Source organism: Pseudomonas sp. UTLPPB19802 (genome assembly GCF_059730225.1).
Genome location: NZ_AP048545.1, coordinates 3,685,013 through 3,700,500 on the forward strand (window position 1 = coordinate 3,685,013; position 15,488 = coordinate 3,700,500).

15 protein-coding genes are annotated in these 15,488 nt (G+C 62.2%); 6 read left to right on the forward strand and 9 right to left on the reverse strand.

Annotation, left to right across the window (positions count from 1 at the left end; all coding sequences use genetic code 11):
* The first annotated feature begins 6 nt into the window (after nucleotides 1-6).
* A complete protein-coding gene (macA, locus tag AC6I6U_RS16410; protein ID WP_497882947.1) occupies nucleotides 7-1,164 on the forward strand; it encodes a macrolide transporter subunit MacA in 1,158 nt (385 codons plus the stop codon).
* A complete protein-coding gene (locus AC6I6U_RS16415) occupies nucleotides 1,161-3,119 on the forward strand; it encodes a MacB family efflux pump subunit (protein ID WP_497882948.1) in 1,959 nt (652 codons plus the stop codon). The genes macA and AC6I6U_RS16415 overlap by 4 nt, the downstream gene beginning before the upstream one ends.
* A gap of 57 nt (nucleotides 3,120-3,176) precedes the next feature.
* Here the strand turns inward: AC6I6U_RS16415 and AC6I6U_RS16420 are convergent, their stop codons facing one another.
* Complete coding sequence (locus tag AC6I6U_RS16420; RefSeq protein WP_497882949.1) at nucleotides 3,177-3,893, reverse strand: helix-turn-helix transcriptional regulator; 717 nt, start codon at nucleotides 3,891-3,893, stop codon at nucleotides 3,177-3,179.
* 183 nt (nucleotides 3,894-4,076) lie between these two features.
* Between AC6I6U_RS16420 and yfcF the strand changes: the two genes are divergently transcribed.
* Nucleotides 4,077-4,712, forward strand: coding sequence for a glutathione transferase (gene yfcF / locus AC6I6U_RS16425; protein ID WP_497882950.1), 636 nt, complete (start codon nucleotides 4,077-4,079; stop codon nucleotides 4,710-4,712).
* 20 nt (nucleotides 4,713-4,732) lie between these two features.
* Here yfcF and AC6I6U_RS16430 read toward each other — a convergent pair whose 3' ends face one another.
* The 5 genes from AC6I6U_RS16430 to AC6I6U_RS16450 form a co-directional block, all read right to left on the reverse strand.
* Nucleotides 4,733-5,374, reverse strand: a complete 642-nt coding sequence (locus tag AC6I6U_RS16430) for a C39 family peptidase (RefSeq protein WP_497882951.1) — start codon at nucleotides 5,372-5,374, stop codon at nucleotides 4,733-4,735.
* Complete coding sequence (locus AC6I6U_RS16435; RefSeq protein WP_497882952.1) at nucleotides 5,371-6,642, reverse strand: transporter; 1,272 nt, start codon at nucleotides 6,640-6,642, stop codon at nucleotides 5,371-5,373. Before AC6I6U_RS16435 ends, AC6I6U_RS16430 begins: the two co-directional genes overlap by 4 nt.
* Before the next feature lie 78 nt (nucleotides 6,643-6,720).
* Entirely contained in the window at nucleotides 6,721-7,245 is a 525-nt protein-coding gene (locus AC6I6U_RS16440) for a hypothetical protein (RefSeq protein ID WP_497882953.1), read from the reverse strand.
* A 69-nt stretch (nucleotides 7,246-7,314) separates the two neighbouring features.
* On the reverse strand, nucleotides 7,315-7,806 hold the full coding sequence (locus AC6I6U_RS16445) for a hypothetical protein (protein WP_497882954.1): 492 nt from the start codon (nucleotides 7,804-7,806) through the stop codon (nucleotides 7,315-7,317).
* Nucleotides 7,807-8,601: 795 nt separating this feature from the next.
* Nucleotides 8,602-9,498 (reverse strand): DMT family transporter, encoded by an 897-nt coding sequence (locus tag AC6I6U_RS16450; RefSeq protein WP_497882955.1) that lies wholly within the window; start codon nucleotides 9,496-9,498, stop codon nucleotides 8,602-8,604.
* A 99-nt stretch (nucleotides 9,499-9,597) separates the two neighbouring features.
* On the opposite strand from AC6I6U_RS16450, the gene AC6I6U_RS16455 reads away from it, so the two are divergent.
* From AC6I6U_RS16455 to AC6I6U_RS16465, 3 genes are all read left to right on the forward strand, one after another.
* A complete protein-coding gene (locus AC6I6U_RS16455) occupies nucleotides 9,598-10,929 on the forward strand; it encodes an aminotransferase-like domain-containing protein (protein ID WP_497883045.1) in 1,332 nt (443 codons plus the stop codon).
* 88 nt (nucleotides 10,930-11,017) lie between these two features.
* On the forward strand, nucleotides 11,018-11,917 hold the full coding sequence (locus AC6I6U_RS16460) for a hypothetical protein (protein ID WP_497882956.1): 900 nt from the start codon (nucleotides 11,018-11,020) through the stop codon (nucleotides 11,915-11,917).
* A gap of 382 nt (nucleotides 11,918-12,299) precedes the next feature.
* Nucleotides 12,300-12,983, forward strand: a complete 684-nt coding sequence (locus AC6I6U_RS16465; RefSeq protein ID WP_497882957.1) for an ATPase — start codon at nucleotides 12,300-12,302, stop codon at nucleotides 12,981-12,983.
* A gap of 13 nt (nucleotides 12,984-12,996) precedes the next feature.
* Here the strand turns inward: AC6I6U_RS16465 and AC6I6U_RS16470 are convergent, their stop codons facing one another.
* The 3 genes from AC6I6U_RS16470 to AC6I6U_RS16480 form a co-directional block, all read right to left on the reverse strand.
* Nucleotides 12,997-13,326 carry a hypothetical protein gene (locus AC6I6U_RS16470; RefSeq protein WP_497882958.1) on the reverse strand — a complete coding sequence of 110 codons (330 nt, stop codon included), beginning with the start codon at nucleotides 13,324-13,326 and terminating at the stop codon, nucleotides 12,997-12,999.
* A 95-nt stretch (nucleotides 13,327-13,421) separates the two neighbouring features.
* Complete coding sequence (locus AC6I6U_RS16475) at nucleotides 13,422-14,786, reverse strand: ATP-binding protein (protein WP_497882959.1); 1,365 nt, start codon at nucleotides 14,784-14,786, stop codon at nucleotides 13,422-13,424.
* A complete protein-coding gene (locus tag AC6I6U_RS16480; protein ID WP_497883046.1) occupies nucleotides 14,783-15,448 on the reverse strand; it encodes a response regulator in 666 nt (221 codons plus the stop codon). The genes AC6I6U_RS16475 and AC6I6U_RS16480 overlap by 4 nt, the downstream gene beginning before the upstream one ends.
* Between the last annotated feature and the right edge of the window lie 40 nt (nucleotides 15,449-15,488).

Sequence of the window (15,488 nt, forward strand, 5' to 3'; positions counted from 1 at the left end):
TCATTTATGAATAAATCGAAGTTTCGCAAGACGGGTATCGGGCTGGCTGTGGTGGCGCTTGCCGGCCTGGTGTTCTACACGGTGAGCGCGCCTGCCGAGCCGCCGCAGTACCTGGTCGCCACGGTCGAGCGTTCGGATATCGAGAACACGGTGCTGGCGACCGGCCTGCTCGAAGGGATCCGCCAGGTGGATGTCGGGGCCCAGGTATCCGGGCAGCTGAAATCCCTCAAGGTCAAGGTCGGCGACAAGGTCAGCAAGGGCCAGTGGCTGGCGGAGATCGACCCGCTGGTACTGCAGAATACCCTGCGCCAGGCCCAGGTCGATGAGGAGAACCTGCAGGCGCAGCGGCGCGCGACCCAGGCCCAACTGAAGCAGACCAAGGCGGTCTATGAACGTTACCAGGGACTGCAGAGCGACGAGGCGATCTCCCGGCAGGACTTCGAGACCGCCGAGTCCAACTACGAGGTGCAGCGCGCCAACCTGGCCGCGCTCGAGGCGCAGATCAAGAGCGCGAAGGTGCAGATCGACACGGCCAAGGTCAACCTGGCCTACACCCGTATCGTGGCGCCGATCGATGCCGATGTGGTGGGCATCGTCACCCAGGAGGGCCAGACCGTGATCGCCAACCAGCTGGCACCGGTGCTGCTCAAGCTGGCTGACCTGGACACCATGACCGTCAAGGCCCAGGTCTCCGAGGCCGACGTGATCCATATCAGCCCCGGCCAGGAGGTGTACTTCACTATCCTCGGCGAGGCGGACAAGCGTTACTACGCCAAACTGCGTGGTACCGAGCCTGCGCCGCAGAACTTCCTGGAAACCCAGACCGCCGGCACGCCCAAGCAGAACAGCGCGGTGTTCTACAACGCACTGTTCGATGTACCCAACCCCGACCATCGCCTGCGTATTTCCATGACCGCCCAGGTGCGTATCGTCCTCGACACCGCCAAGGCGGTGCTGACGGTACCGGTGGCGGCCCTCGGCACGCGCAACGCCGATGGCAGTTATCCGGTGCGGGTGGTCGACGCCAAGGGCGTGGCCCAGGAGCGCAAGGTGCGCACCGGGATCAACAACAACGTCAAGGTGCAGATCAACGACGGCCTGGCCGAAGGTGACAAGGTGGTGATCGGCGAGCCGACGCCGGCCGTGGCGGGGGCCGGGCAATGACTCGGCCCCTGTTGGAACTGAGCGGCATCAGCCGCAGCTTCATGGCCGGCGAGCGTGAGTTCACAGCGTTGAAGAACATCAACCTGACGATCAATGCCGGGGAAATGGTGGCGATCACCGGCGCCTCGGGCTCGGGCAAGTCGACCCTGATGAACATCCTCGGCTGCCTCGACTACGCGACCGCCGGCAGCTACCGGATCAACGGCCGCGAAACCCGTGACCTGGGCAATGAGGAACTGGCCGCGTTGCGCCGTGACTATTTCGGTTTCATCTTCCAGCGCTATCACCTGTTGCCGCACCTGAGTGCCATGCACAACGTCGAGATGCCGGCGATCTATGCCGGCACTGGTGAGTCCCGGCGCCATGGCCGGGCTCGCGAGCTGCTCGATCGGCTGGGCCTGGCCGCGCACCTGCAGAATCGCCCGAACCAGCTGTCCGGCGGCCAGCAGCAGCGGGTCAGTATCGCCCGGGCACTGATGAACGGCGGCGAGGTGATTCTCGCCGACGAACCCACCGGTGCCCTGGACACCCACAGCGGCAAGGAGGTGATGCAGATCCTCCAGGAACTGCACGCTGCCGGGCATACGGTGATCATCGTCACCCACGACCCCAAGGTCGCCGCCAACGCCGAGCGGATCATCGAGGTGCGCGATGGCGAGATCATCAGCGACCGCAGCAACGAGCGCGTCAGCGACGACCTGTCCGCCCTGGAAAAGGCCACGCTGGCTTCGCGCGGGGCAGGGCGCCTGGTGGCCAGCTTCGGGCTGTTCAAGGAAGCCTTCAACATGGCCTGGGTGGCGCTGATCTCGCATCGCATGCGCACGCTGCTGACGATGCTCGGCATTGTCATCGGCATCACCTCGGTGGTGTCGATCTCGGCCATCGGCGAAGGCGCCAAGCGCTATGTGCTCAAGGACATCCAGGCAATCGGCAGCAACACCATCGACATCTATCCGGGAACCAGTTTCGGCGACAGCCGGGCCAGCCGGATCGAGACGCTGGTACCGGCCGATGTGCTTGCGCTGAGCCAGTTGTACTACGTCGACAGCGCCACGCCGATGGTCGGGCGCAACATGCTCCTGCGCTACCAGAACGTCGACCTCGATGCCCAGGTCAACGGTGTCAGTGACCGCTACTTCCAGGTGCGTGGCCTGAAGATGGCGCAGGGGATTTCCTTCAGCGAAAGCGATGCCCGGCGCCAGGCCCAGGTGGTGGTGATCGACCACAATACGCGCAACCGCCTGTTCGGGCCGAATGTCGACCCGCTGGGCCAGGTGATCCTGCTGGACAACCTGCCCTGCACGGTGATCGGGGTGACGGCCGACAACAAGAACATCTTCACCTCCAGCAAGCAGTTGAATGTCTGGGTGCCCTACGAGACCGCGGCCGGTCGCCTGCTCGGGCAACGCTACCTGGACAGCATCATGGTGCGGATCAAGGATGGCCAGCCGAGCAAGGTGGTGGAGGACAACGTGGTCAAGCTGATGCAGCAACGCCACGGCACCAAGGACTTCTTCACCAACAACCTCGACAACATCATGCAGACGGTGGACAAGACCAGTCGCTCGCTGGCGCTGCTGCTGTCGCTGATCGCGGTGATTTCCCTGGCGGTGGGTGGTATCGGCGTGATGAACATCATGCTGGTGTCGGTGACCGAGCGCACTCGCGAGATCGGTATCCGCATGGCGGTCGGTGCGCGCCAGTCGGACATTCGCCAGCAGTTCCTGGTGGAGGCGGTGATGGTCTGCCTGATCGGCGGGATGATCGGCATTTCGCTGTCGTTCGGAATCGGCTATCTGTTCTCGCTGTTCATCAAGGAGTGGCAGATGGTGTTCTCGATGGGGGCGATCGCCACGGCGGTGATCTGTTCGACGCTGATCGGCATCGTGTTCGGTTTCGTGCCGGCGCGCAATGCCTCGCGGCTCGACCCGATCGAGGCTTTGGCGCGGGACTGAGGCGGGGCCGGCGGGGATGCCAGGGTGCACCCCCTCGCCGGGCCGCCGGCAGGCCGGTTACACCGGCACCGTCGGCACGACCACCGGGACCGGGACTTCCTCCGCATACATCCAGCGCATCAGCGAGTGGCGCCCGCTGATACCCATCTTGATGGCCGCGCGCTTGAGGTAACTCTCCACGGTGTTGACCTTCAGCTGGAGATGCTCGGCCAGCACCGGCGCCGTGCGGCCGGACAGCAGACCGACACAGACATCCATTTCCCGGTTGGACAGCGTCAGCCCCGACTGCGCCAGGCGATCGGCAAACCGCAGGCGCAATGTCTGCAGGCCCTGGCTTTCCAGGCTGTCGGGCAGGGCGGATTGGCTGTCCAGTGAACTCGACAGGGGTTGCAGGGCACTGATGTGTTTTTCCACCATCGGCAGCAGCAGCGGGGAGAAGTCCTGCAGGATGCTCCGTTCCTGGGCAGAGAACTGCTGCGACTCGTCCGAACGGTACACCGAGAGGGTGTAGCTGCAGTCATCCTTGCGCCGGGTCAGGTGCAGGGCCGATTCCTTTGCGTGGGACGCCGCGGAGATCAGTTCGCCATGGGTGATGACCTGGCTGCCGGCACTGGCCGATACCGGGGTGGTATGGGTGTCCATCGGCAGCTTGCGGATATGCGTGGCGTCGACTGACAACTGAGTAAGAATCAGGTCATGCAGCATCCGCGGAAAACTGCGACTGCCAGTGCTGGCGATGACCTTGCCAATATGAGGGAACAGTTGTGAGTTCATCGTTTCATCCGTGAGTATCAGAGTCCATTACATGCGCTACCCGTAGGACGTGCCTGGAGCAGCGGCGTTTACCATAGCCTAATTCCCAGTATTCCGCTCGGGAATACGCCCATGAAAATCCATGATTTCATTTGTCCGGGCAGATCCCGTAGCGTGTCGTGCACATCCCAAGGAGAGTGTGCCGTGAACAATGCCCGTCCGCGTTTGTATGTCGATGCCCAGTACACCAGCCCCTATGCCCTGTCGGTGTTTGTCGCGCTGCGGGAGAAGGGTGTCGAATTCGACCTGCAGCCCCTCGATCTCGACGCCGGCCAGCAGCAGGCGCCAGGTTATGCCGGCCTGTCCCTGACCCAACGGGTGCCGACCCTGGAGCAGGATGGATTTGCCCTGTCCGAGTCGTCGGCGATCACCGAATACCTCGACGAACTTTATCCGCAGGCACCGCTCTACCCGCGGGACGCCCGGCAACGGGCGCGGGCGCGACAGGTGCAGGCCTGGTTGCGCAGCGACTTGCAGGCGCTGCGCCAGGAGCGTTCGACCCTGGTGATTTTCCAGGGCCGCAAGGGCGGTCCGTTGTCGGCGGCGGGCGAGGCGGCCGCGCGCAAGCTGCTCGATGGCGCGCAGGCGTTGTTGGCCGATGGGCGCAGCAGTCTGTTCGAGCAATGGTCGATTGCCGATGTCGACCTGGCGCTGATGCTCAACCGGCTGATCCTCAATGGCGATCCGGTGCCGGATGGGCTGGTCGCGTATGCGCGCCAGCAATGGCAGCACCCGGCGGTGCAGGAGTGGGTGGCGTTGTCGTGCGCGGCCTCGAAGTAAATTTTCGGTGCCTGTCCGGGTCAGCGGCTGGACGGGCCCAGCAGGGTTCTGACGACGTCGGTCTCGGCATCCCTGTAGTGTGCACCGGGGGAGCTCAACGCAGAGTCCCCCGGTTGGCGGCCATCCGCGTGACCGACGATCAGCGTTTCGCCGTGCCATTCGTTGAGCAGCTCGAACAACGGTAGCCGCAGGTGGCCGCGTGCCGGGTCGGCGAGGAAGGCATGTCCTTGCTTGACGCCCTTGAGTACCACGAAATGATTGAGCCGGTTGCGGCGTAGCAGAATGATTACCGGACCGTCCAGCGCATGCAGGGCTTGCGGTGGCAGCAGTACGCCTTCGGCGTTGTAGCCCAGATGCCGGGCAGATGACTTGAGGTCCAGCATCGAGAAGCCTTCCCGGACCCGCTCGCGTACCTCGGCTTGCGACAGGCGCAGCACGATATCGGCAAGGATCTGCGTTTCCTCGACCGATTCGCCAAGGTAACGCTTGAGCAATATCGCGAGCGCCGCCGCACCGCACGAATAGTCGAGGGTCTGGCGTTGGATGCCGTGAAAGCGTAGTTGCTTCATCGACTGCAACCGTGGGCCAGCCGCCGTGGTGATCTGGCTGTCGAACAGCAGCGTGAACAGGATAAGCACGCTCGCCAGCCGTTGGCCGGTCAATTGAACCGTCTCTTGAAATGTGCCGACAGTGCAGCAGGGCCGGCGTCGTCGTTCAAGCCAAGAGTGATCTCCGGCGAGAGCACCCAATTGTCGTCGAGCCGATAGGCCGCGCTCAAGGACAGCTCCAGTGGATCGGCGTCGGAGCCCTGGATGGTCTGGTGATCGGCCTGCAGGTTGGCGCTGTGGGCATAGGCCAGCCGGCCGCCGAGTGACAGTCGTTCGTTGAGGGCGAAACCGACTCCGGCATACCCCTTGAACACCCCGCCAGGCTTGAGGCGATAGCCGTCTATGGTGTTGGCGAAGGCGTACTGGTAGCCGATGCCGCCGAAGAGTATGGCCGGATCGGTACTGCGCACGAACGCCACGCCGGGGGTCAGGCTCCAGTGTCCGGAGCCGTTGTTCAACGGGTCTTTCCAGCGGTTGAAAACATCGTTGTAGCGTTTTTGTCCCGTGGGAATGTTGAGGTCCAGGCTCAGCGCAATCGCCGGGGTGTGGGCGTCCTCCTCGACGATCTGGTACTGCGCGCCGAGGGCGATATCGGCCAGGCGCCAGGCAGCGGTCTTGCGCACGAACGCGTTGCTGGACACGTCCTCGACCTGGCTATAGGTGAACGGCACGCTGAGGTAGCCCTCAAGGTCCCGATGAAGACCGGCGCGGAAGGTCGGGCGCAGCTCCAGTTGCCGCGCCGAGTACGACGAACGCTGGAAATAGCCGGCCTGCGGCAGGCCGTACTGGATACGATTCTGTTTGTAGGCGATGCCCAGGTCCAATTCATATTCACCGGGCGACAGCAGCACGGTGGAGCCGGTGAGGAAATCCAGTGGCGGCTGGCTTTGCTCCTGTGTGCCATAACGGCTGTCCGGGTTCTCCGTTGGTGGATTCCCTGGCGCGGTGGCTGCCTGGGGCAGCGCTTGCGTCAGGCGGACGATGGCCGAGACTTCGATGGGCGCGGTGCCGAACGTTTCCGATTGCAGCAGTGTCCAGTGGTCGGCGGAGAGCAGCATTTTTCCGGTGACCTTTTCCCCGCTGGCAAACAGCAGAGAGTAGGGCTTGTCGCTGCCGATCGAGAGAATTTCAGTGGTGGGCACCCGAATCGCTGAACCGTAACGGGTATCGAAGATACACAGCCCGTCGCTGAACGAGATGATATGACCGGATACCTGATCGCCATTTTTCAGGACCAGGTTATCGGCCAGGACCGGTATGGATTCGTAGAGATACAGAAAGATCACGCCGATGGCGGCGAGCAGTTTGAAGGGACTGGTCATGCTAGCGTCCTGGCCTCAGGGAAAGGCATTGGCTGACCACGCTGCAGGAGCGTGGTCGGTGGAGTTGCTGCGAGGAGGTCAGGAAATCGCGATACCGAGGCGACCGACGAACTCGGCCATTCGTGGGTCGTTTCTGATGCCTTCGAGGAACTCCTGATGGAGTTTTTCGTTCATGGAACGGGAGTTGAGGGCGGCGTAGGTCGATTCATCGTCGATGAGACCGTTTCGTTCGTACAGGGCATCCATGTGTGACTGCAACAGCTTGAAGTATTCATCTGTTTCCCCAGCTGAAAGATTCGAAAATTTTCCGCTTCTGTCGAATATTGAGCCAACTTCGCCTTTCCAACCTGGCAAGTCCGATAGAAATATGACTTCGACCGCAAACTGACCCCACCAGCTCGGCATGGCGCCTACCGGAACAGGCGGGTCCATTGTGTCCGACAGATCCATGGCGGCCGTACTGATACTGACTTTGTCGTCTTCATTTTTGACGTTTTGGAGAGTGTCTATTGAAAAGTGATTCTGGTTTTCTATCTGATGTGTTGTTTTTGGAGGAGTTGGTGAGTTTTGTGCTTGTGAAGTTAGGTTGCTGTTGATTTTCATGTGTGTGCCTTGTAAGTGGAGAATCTACGCGGACTGGCGTGTTGATTGGGTACGGTGCAGGAGTGGTGACTACCAGGAAAAAGTCGAGATGGGCCTGTTCCAACTGGTTTCTCTCCAGCCGAAGTTGAGCGGCGCTCCATTCTGGTCCAGAGCTTGATAATGGAAATCCACTTCTACGGCGTTGCTTGCATTCCACTGCCCACCAGGAGAGTCAGATTTGTCTGCCAGCCAAAGGTCGCCAGCAATTTTGTAGGTCCTGCCATCTTCCGTACGCTCAAGATGTTTGTGCGGGCTCCAGTTGCTGCCTACCGAGTAGTAGGACCTGTAATCGTGCTCGTTTCCAAAGCGCTTCAGTCTGATGTTGTATATCTTCAAACCCTGGATAACGCTGGGGTAGGGATGGCCGGTAATCATGGCAGCGCCCTTGATCTTGCCGAGGCTTTCATCATCGAGGATTGTTACCGGAATGCCCTTGGCTTCAAGTGAAGCAAGAATGGGTGTTTGTGCTGCACTGATGGCCGGTAACAAGGAGGTAGCTAACAGTAGATAGGTGATTTTCATTTTTGACTCCAGCTTCAAAGTCTCAGTGATCGTGGTGTAAAGCCAGAAAGGAACGGTATCGAAATTTATCTTTCTTATATTTTTGGCAGCCGGCAGAGATGTGCTTATTATCTTTATGGCTGCCAAAGACCCAGGCTGCGCTCATTTGTAAGTGGATATTTAATATATTTTTAGAAGGCTTAAAAACTGTCCGAACGGATAGGTTTTCTGTTATTTGGAAATAATAAAAGCTTGCCTGAGGTTTCGTGTGAATATATATAGGAAATGGCTGTAGCCTTAGAGCTACAAAAAGAGCGCGAATAACATAGTTGTGATGGAGCGGAGAATCAGAGGGATTTCTGATGTGATCGCCGGCCTATGTGTGGGCAAGCCCGCTCCCACAGGATAAGCCCTAGCCCTAGCCCTAGCCCCAGCCCCAGCCCCAGCCCCAGATCTGGCTCTGGCTCTGGCTCTGGCTTTTGATTTGGCTTTTGATCTACCTGCCCCGCCCAGCAGGCTGAGTGGAGGTTCTGTTTCGAGAGACGCCCGGCAGGGATGCCGGGCGAGCCGTGTTGGGCCATGGATGGCCCATCGCGGCGTGCTCTCGAAACGGGACCGGAGCGAAGGAACCCTCGCGTAGCGAGGGCCGAATGGAGGGGCAAGCGCTTTTGGTTACTTTTGCCGCTTGGCAAAAGTGACTCGCCCGTAAAGGGCGAAACCAACACATCAGCTAAACGCGCAAACGGATATGCCCGACAATCTCCCGGCGGGCCATTACCGCCCCGCACCCCAAAAAAACCTCTACTAACAAGCCTCCTACCGAGCAAACCTCCGAGCCCCCACCACACAAAAAATCACCGCCACCGTCACCCCCACCATCCCCAGACTCACCTGCTCATGCAGCAAAGTAGCCGCCAACGCCAACCCAAAAAACGGTTGCAGCAACTGCAACTGCCCCACCGCCGCAATGCCGCCCTGGGCCAGCCCCCGATACCAGAACACAAACCCGACCAGCATACTGAACACCGACACATACCCCAGGCTGACCCAAGCCGCCGTAGACACACCCGAAAAGCCCGGCGGAGCACAAACCAGGCTCAACACCAGCATCAAGGGCAACGACAGCACCAGTGCCCAGCAGATCACCTGCCAGCCACCCAGCGTCCGTGACAATCTGGCCCCCTCGGCATACCCGAGCCCACAGACCAGAATTGCCAGCAGCATCAACAGATCCCCCACGGGCGAGGCACTGAGCCCCTGGGCCAGCGCATACCCCACCACCAGCAGACTGCCCACTACCGAAAAACACCAAAACGCCGGCCGCGGCCGCTCGCCACCCCGTAGGACGGCAAAGGCCGCCGTCGCCAGCGGCAACAAGCCAACGAAGACAATCGAATGCGCCGAAGTCACATACTGCAGGGCCAACGCCGTCAACAGCGGAAACCCGAGCACCACCCCGAGGGCGACGACGCCCAGTGACCACAACTGGCCCCGTGCCGGGCGCCGCTCCCCGAAAACCCACAGCAAGGCGAGCGCCAGCACCCCGGCGATACTCGCACGGGCCACCGTGAGAAAGACCGGGTCGAACTCCTGCACCGCCAGCCGCGTGGTGGGCAGTGAACCACTGAAAATCACCACGCCGATCAGGCCGTTGAGCCATCCGCTGGTGCGCTGGCTGGTCGTCGGTTGTTGCACGTTCGATAGCTGTTCCATCCGGCAGCATGCTCCTCAAGGTTGAACCGGGAACCGGTTGTGTCCATGCTAGGAGTGCGTATGATGACAATCAAAAAATTGTCATGGATACGCTTGCACATGCCACGCCTGCGCTACAAGACCCTGGTGGACAGCCTCGCCGCGGACATCCGCTCGGGCAGGCTGTCGCCGGGCAGCCGCCTGCCGACCCACCGCCAGTTGGCCGAAACCCACGGCGTCGCTCTGGTGACGGCCACCCGGGTCTATGGCGAACTGGAGAGCATGGGCCTGGTCAGTGGCGAAACCGGTCGCGGCACCTTCGTCCGGGAAACCAGCCTGCCGCCGGGGCAGGGCATCGACCAGCCGGAAATCGCCGTGGGCGTGGCCGACCTCAACTTCAATTACCCCTCGCTGCCGGGGCAGTCGGAACTGCTGCGCAACGGCCTGCGACAACTGGCGCTGTCGGGCGACCTGGAGTCCCTGTTGCGCTACCAGCCCCATGCCGGACGCCTGCATGAGCGCAGTATCGTGGCCCGCCACCTGCGGGTTCGCGGCGTCAAGGTCACGCCCGAGCAGGTACTCATCGTCGGCGGCGCCCAACACGGCCTGGCGGTGACGATGATGGCGCTGCTGCAACCCGGCGACGTGATTGTCGCCGACGCGTTGACCTATTCGGGGTTCAAGGTGACCGCCGAGGCCCTGCACCTGGAAATCCTGCCGCTCCCCTTGCTCGACCATGGGCCTGATCTGCAGGCGTTGGACCAGTTGTGCCGGACCCGTCGTGTACGCGCGGTCTACACGATCCCGACGTTGCACAACCCATTGGGCTGGGTGCTGGGTCTCGAACAACGCGAGAAACTGGTGGCAATTGCCCTCCGACACGACCTGCTGCTGATCGAGGACGGTGCCTATGCCTTCCTGGCCGAAGACCCGCCGCCACCGCTGATCGAGCTGGCACCCGAGCGGACGATCTATGTCTCGGGGCTGTCGAAGAATGTGGCCACCGGACTACGGGTCGGTTTTGTTGCCGCGCCGTTGCCCAAGGTCGCGCTGTTGCAGCGAGCGATCAGGGCCACTACCTGGAACACCCCGGGGGTGATGACGGCCCTGGCCTGCGCCTGGATCGAGGACGGCACGGTCGCTCGCCTGGAAGCCGAGAAGCGTCGCGATGCCCGGACCCGCCAGGCCCTGGCGGCCGAAGTGTTGGCGGGCTTGCCGTGCATCACCCATCCCGCTTCCTACTTTCTCTGGCTGCCGCTGGCCGAGGAGGCGCGGGCGGATCGGATCACCAAGGCGTTGCTGGATCTGGACGTGTCGGTCTCGACCGCCGAGCCCTTTGCCGTTTCGGCTCATGTGCCCCACGCGATTCGCCTGGCGCTGGGGTCGGTGGACATGACGGTATTGCGCGAAGCGCTGGCGAAGGTGAAGTGGGTGATTGAGGGGGCCTGCTGATCCTTTGCGGCTCACCCGGTCGTGTTAACTTAAACGTCCACCATGACGGCCCGCTCGAAACCCGCCAAGACCAGGATTGCCAGGCGCCATGTCCGACAATGACTACGATCTGTACGAACGATTCCACACACCGGACCCGCGCATCGACGAACGCGAGCGGGTCGCGATGTCCCCGGAGGAAAAGGCCTGGGCGCTGTACAAGGGCAATGGACACCACAGTGGCTGGCTGGAGTGGATGATCCTGCCGGTGGTGATCGGTCTGTGGGCGCCGATGCTGTGCATCATCCTCGTGTTGTTGACCTACCAGGCGTTGTTCGCGCCCGGATTCGATCCGCAGCAGCATATGGAGGCTATCTCGACGGCGATGCTGGCGAGCACCCTGTTGGGTTTCATGGGATGGGTGGCCTGGAACCGCCACCGGGCGCATCACGATCCACGGCTGCGCTATTGGCGGTGCCTGTGCGAGGTGGCCGAGGTCGAGCTGGAGCGGCACACCCTGGTGTCAGCGTTCAGCCTGTGGTCGAGCGATTTCGATCCGGATAATCCGCAAGTCGCACGATGGGTCGATGGGCAACTTCAGCAGTTGGCCGACAGTGGGGTGGTGCAGTGGCTGTTGGCGCGGACCGCCGAGGGCCACTGGCTGGTACTGTGCGAGCGCGTTGCCGGGATGTTTCGCGGCTACGGTACGCAGGTGCTGCCAGCGGCGGCCAGCCAATGGCCGTTGAGCCAGAAACTGGCGATTGCCTTCGCTCCTCGAACCAACATCCCCCTCGGGCTGCGTTTTTCCGGAGCGTCGCTGGAGCTGGTCGAAACCCGGTACTGGTTGAGTCGTGGCGAGCTCGACAGTCTGACCCGCATGGCTCATCACTGGACGTTCTTCGCACCGGAGCGTTATGGGCTGGTGAGTCCTGCGGACGTTCCCTGGCTTGAGGGGCTGCTGCGGCGGGCGCAATCCAGTGCCGTCGACAAGGCGGTCCCCGCCTGCTGATAAACGCACTCGAAAGACCCATGCTCAGACGTAAAAGTGCTGGTTTTTGGGTTGGTTAGTTCAGTGAGTTATAGCGCTAGCCCGCTGGTTTCCGATTATTGAATGCAGGCTGTCCGAGAGGTCAGAAAAAGCCTACGCCGATTTGGCGCTCTGCTAGGCTATGACTTGTATCTGTAGTAGTTGTGTCGCAGTTGCGCAGGCAGTTGCACGGCCTACTGCCAGGGAAGGAGGTTCAAGGTCGGCGCACATGCCAGTCCTTGCAGCTCGCTGCCTTCCATCATTCGTTCGGTTGATAGTGACCATCAAAAAACGCAAGTTCTGTTTTTTGGGCGAAAGAGGAAGATAGCGTCATACCGAACCTGCTTCTGAAGGAACCCAAGCGATGAAAATTTCAACCCTGCTGGCTTTTGTCGCCGTCCTTGCTACAGGTATCGCTGCCACCTTTCCCGCCCAGGCCGCCGAGAGCGCCAACGGCGAGCAGTCCTGCCACTTCCTGCCGGTGACCGACAGCGGCTTCAGCCTGAAGCAGGCCCGTTCGGTCGGCGTGCTCTACAGCGAAAACACCGTCAACACCATCGAATACCTGGAGCGCTACCACAGCGTTGCGCTGAACGGGGCGAAGAACGACGCCCTCGATTCGCGCATCAGCAGCGCATTCGTCAGCAGTTCCGATCCGAAGCTGGCGATCGACTGGCTGAAAGCGTCGTTGCAGAAACAATTCACGTCGGTGACCGTCTACGACAACCTCGACGCGGTGGTGAAGGCCCGTCCCGACGTGGTGGTGATGCTCGACACCTACAGTCGCCTGGTGACCAAGCGCAACAACCAGTTCGAGGCGCGCTTCATCGCCAAGTTCTATGACTCGAACCTGCAGTACATCGGCCAGGCCGAGGGCTCCACCGGCAAGCAACTGTCGTCGGTGTGGGTCAAGGGCAAGGCCGCGCCGGAGATCGCCGCGCAGATCAACCAGCAGCGCGACCTGCAGGTCGATGCACTGAAACAGTTCGATGCCTCGCTCAAGGCGCTGGTGACTTCGGGCGATGTGGAGCGGGTCGCGACCAAGTGAGTCGCGCTCCCACTCAGCGACGTGCCAGTTTGTACTTGACGCAATCCTCGTAGAACCCGCGGCGAATGGCCTCGGGTTTGAGCCGTGACTGGCTGTCGTAGGTCTGTTCGGTGATACCCAGGGCCATCATGCGCATCCAGCCCTTGCTGAACTTGTAGGCCTGGATTTTCTGTCGCGCGGCGTACAGCGACACCCCCGACAGTTTCAGCTCCTGCGCCCTGGCCGCCGTGCCGGCACCCCAACTGCACATATAGCGGTCGTTCGATTTCAGCTCCTTGCCTTCGGCGCAGAGCGCGATGCCCGCCAGGGAAAACGAAATCAGCGTGGTCCATACTGTTCGCATCTACACTCAACCTAACTGCCTGAAAATAAAGTGATTCTGGCTGTTGCTGAGCGGTCCGGGGGCCATCAAAGTGCCTGCTGCCGGGGGGCGCAGTGTCAAGCGGGCGCTGGTGTGGGCAGCTGCAGTTCCACGCGCAGCCCGCCCTGGGGACGGTTGGCGAATGCCAGGCGGCCACCCAGCCTACGGGCAATCACCTCGACGATCGACAGGCCCAGGCCCGCACCCTGCGGGTTACCGGCGCTGTAGAAACGATCGCACAGCCTGCCGAGCAGTTCGTCGCTCACCCCCGGCCCTTCATCCATGATTCGCAGCATCGTGCAGGGGCCCGCACGTTCAAGCACGATCTGTATCTCGCTTGCCGCCGGGGCGAAGTTCAGTGCATTGCCTACCAGGTTCTGCAACAGGATGGAGAGGGTGGTGGGATCGGCGAGCAGGCGTATGTCGTCCTCGCAGTCCAGCACCAGTTCGACCTGGCGCTCCCAGGCCAATGGCGTCAGTTCGGCCAGTTCCTCGCGCACCAGGGCGGCCAGGTTCAGTTCCTGGTGTGGCAGGGCCTGCGGTTGCAGGCGTGCCATGGTCAGCAGTTGGCTGACGATCCGTGTCGCCCGGCTGACCCCCTGGCGCAGGAAAACCAGGGCCTCGTCGCGCTCTTCGGCAGTCTGCGCGGCCTGGGCGTTCTGCGCATGAATAGCCAGCACTGCCAGCGGAGTGCGCAGTTCGTGGGCCGCGTCGGCAATGAAGCGCCGCTCGCGTTCCAGCAGCGCGCCCAGCTGTTCCAGCAGATGGTCGAGGGTGGCGCGCATCGGCTGCAGCTCCGGAGGCAAGGGACCGGCCTGCAACGGTTCGAGGCTGTCCACGGCCCGGTTGCGCAGGTGGCGGTGCAGGCGCTGCAACGGCCGGAGCCCCCAGCCCAGCAGCGCCCAGATCACCAAGACCAGCACCGGCAGGCCGATCAGCGTCGGCCAGAGGGTGTGCTGGACGATGCGCTGGATCAGGTCCTGGCGCAGGTCGTCGCGTTCACCGACCCAGATCTGCAGGCCCTGTTTGTCGTCCCTGAGCAGGAAACCGCACCATTGCCGATCACCGTCGGTGAAGTCGTGAGCGCCGGAGGGTGGTGGGGCAGACAGGGCGGGGGCATCCAGCGAGCGGAACAGCAGCTTGCCGTCGTTATCCCAGATCTGGAAGGTCAGCAGGGTTTCGTAGGGGTGCATGTGGCCTTCGTTGCCCACCTGCGACATCGCCCGGCCAAAAGCCGCTTGCAGGCGCCCCCAGTCGCTGGCCTGCGCTGGCTGCTGTTCGAGGATGCCCTGCAGCAGGCGGGCGGACTGTACCAGCTGGGCGTCGTAGATTTCCTCGATCTCCCGATGGCTGTCGCGTAGGGCCAGCCAGGCCAGGGTCAGGCTGCCGGCAATCACCAGCAGCAGGGTCGGGGCGAGGATGCGGCTGCGAATGGAGATCACGGTTGTGCTTCCAGCAGGTAGCCGACACCGCGTACCGTGCGGATCAGCCCGCTGTCGAGCTTTTTGCGCAGGTTGTGAATCAGTACTTCCAGGGTGTTGCCCGGGCCGCTGTCCTGCCAGCCATACAGCGCGGCGCCCAGGCGCTCGCGGGTGGCGACGGCGCCTGGGCGGCTGAGCAATTGGTGCAGCAACTGGTATTCCATGGGCGTCATCAGCACCGGATTGCCGTGGTAATGCACCTGCTGCGTCGCCGGGTTCAGGCTGATGCCGGCATGCTCCAGCAACGGCTGCGCGCGCCCCTGGCTGCGGCGTAGCAGGGCGCGGATGCGGGCCTTGAGTTCATCCAGGTCGAAGGGCTTGACCAGGTAGTCGTCGGCGCCGGCATCCAGGCCCAGTACCCGGTCGGCCTTGGCATCACGGGCGGTCAGCACCAGTACCGGCACATCGCCGTCGGGCAGGGCACGGGTTTCGCGCAGCAGGCTCAGGCCGTCCAGTTGCGGCAGGCCGAGGTCCAGCAGGACCAGGTCGAAACGCTCGCAGCGCAGGGCATGGGCGGCCTGGCGCCCATCGGCCAGCCAGTCGAGGGTGTAGCCTTCGCCGCGCAAAGCCGTCTGGATACCGCGAGCCAGCGCCTCATCGTCTTCTACCAGTAATACCCGCACCGCCTGGCCCTCGTGCCAATCTAAGGCGCCATCATCGCTG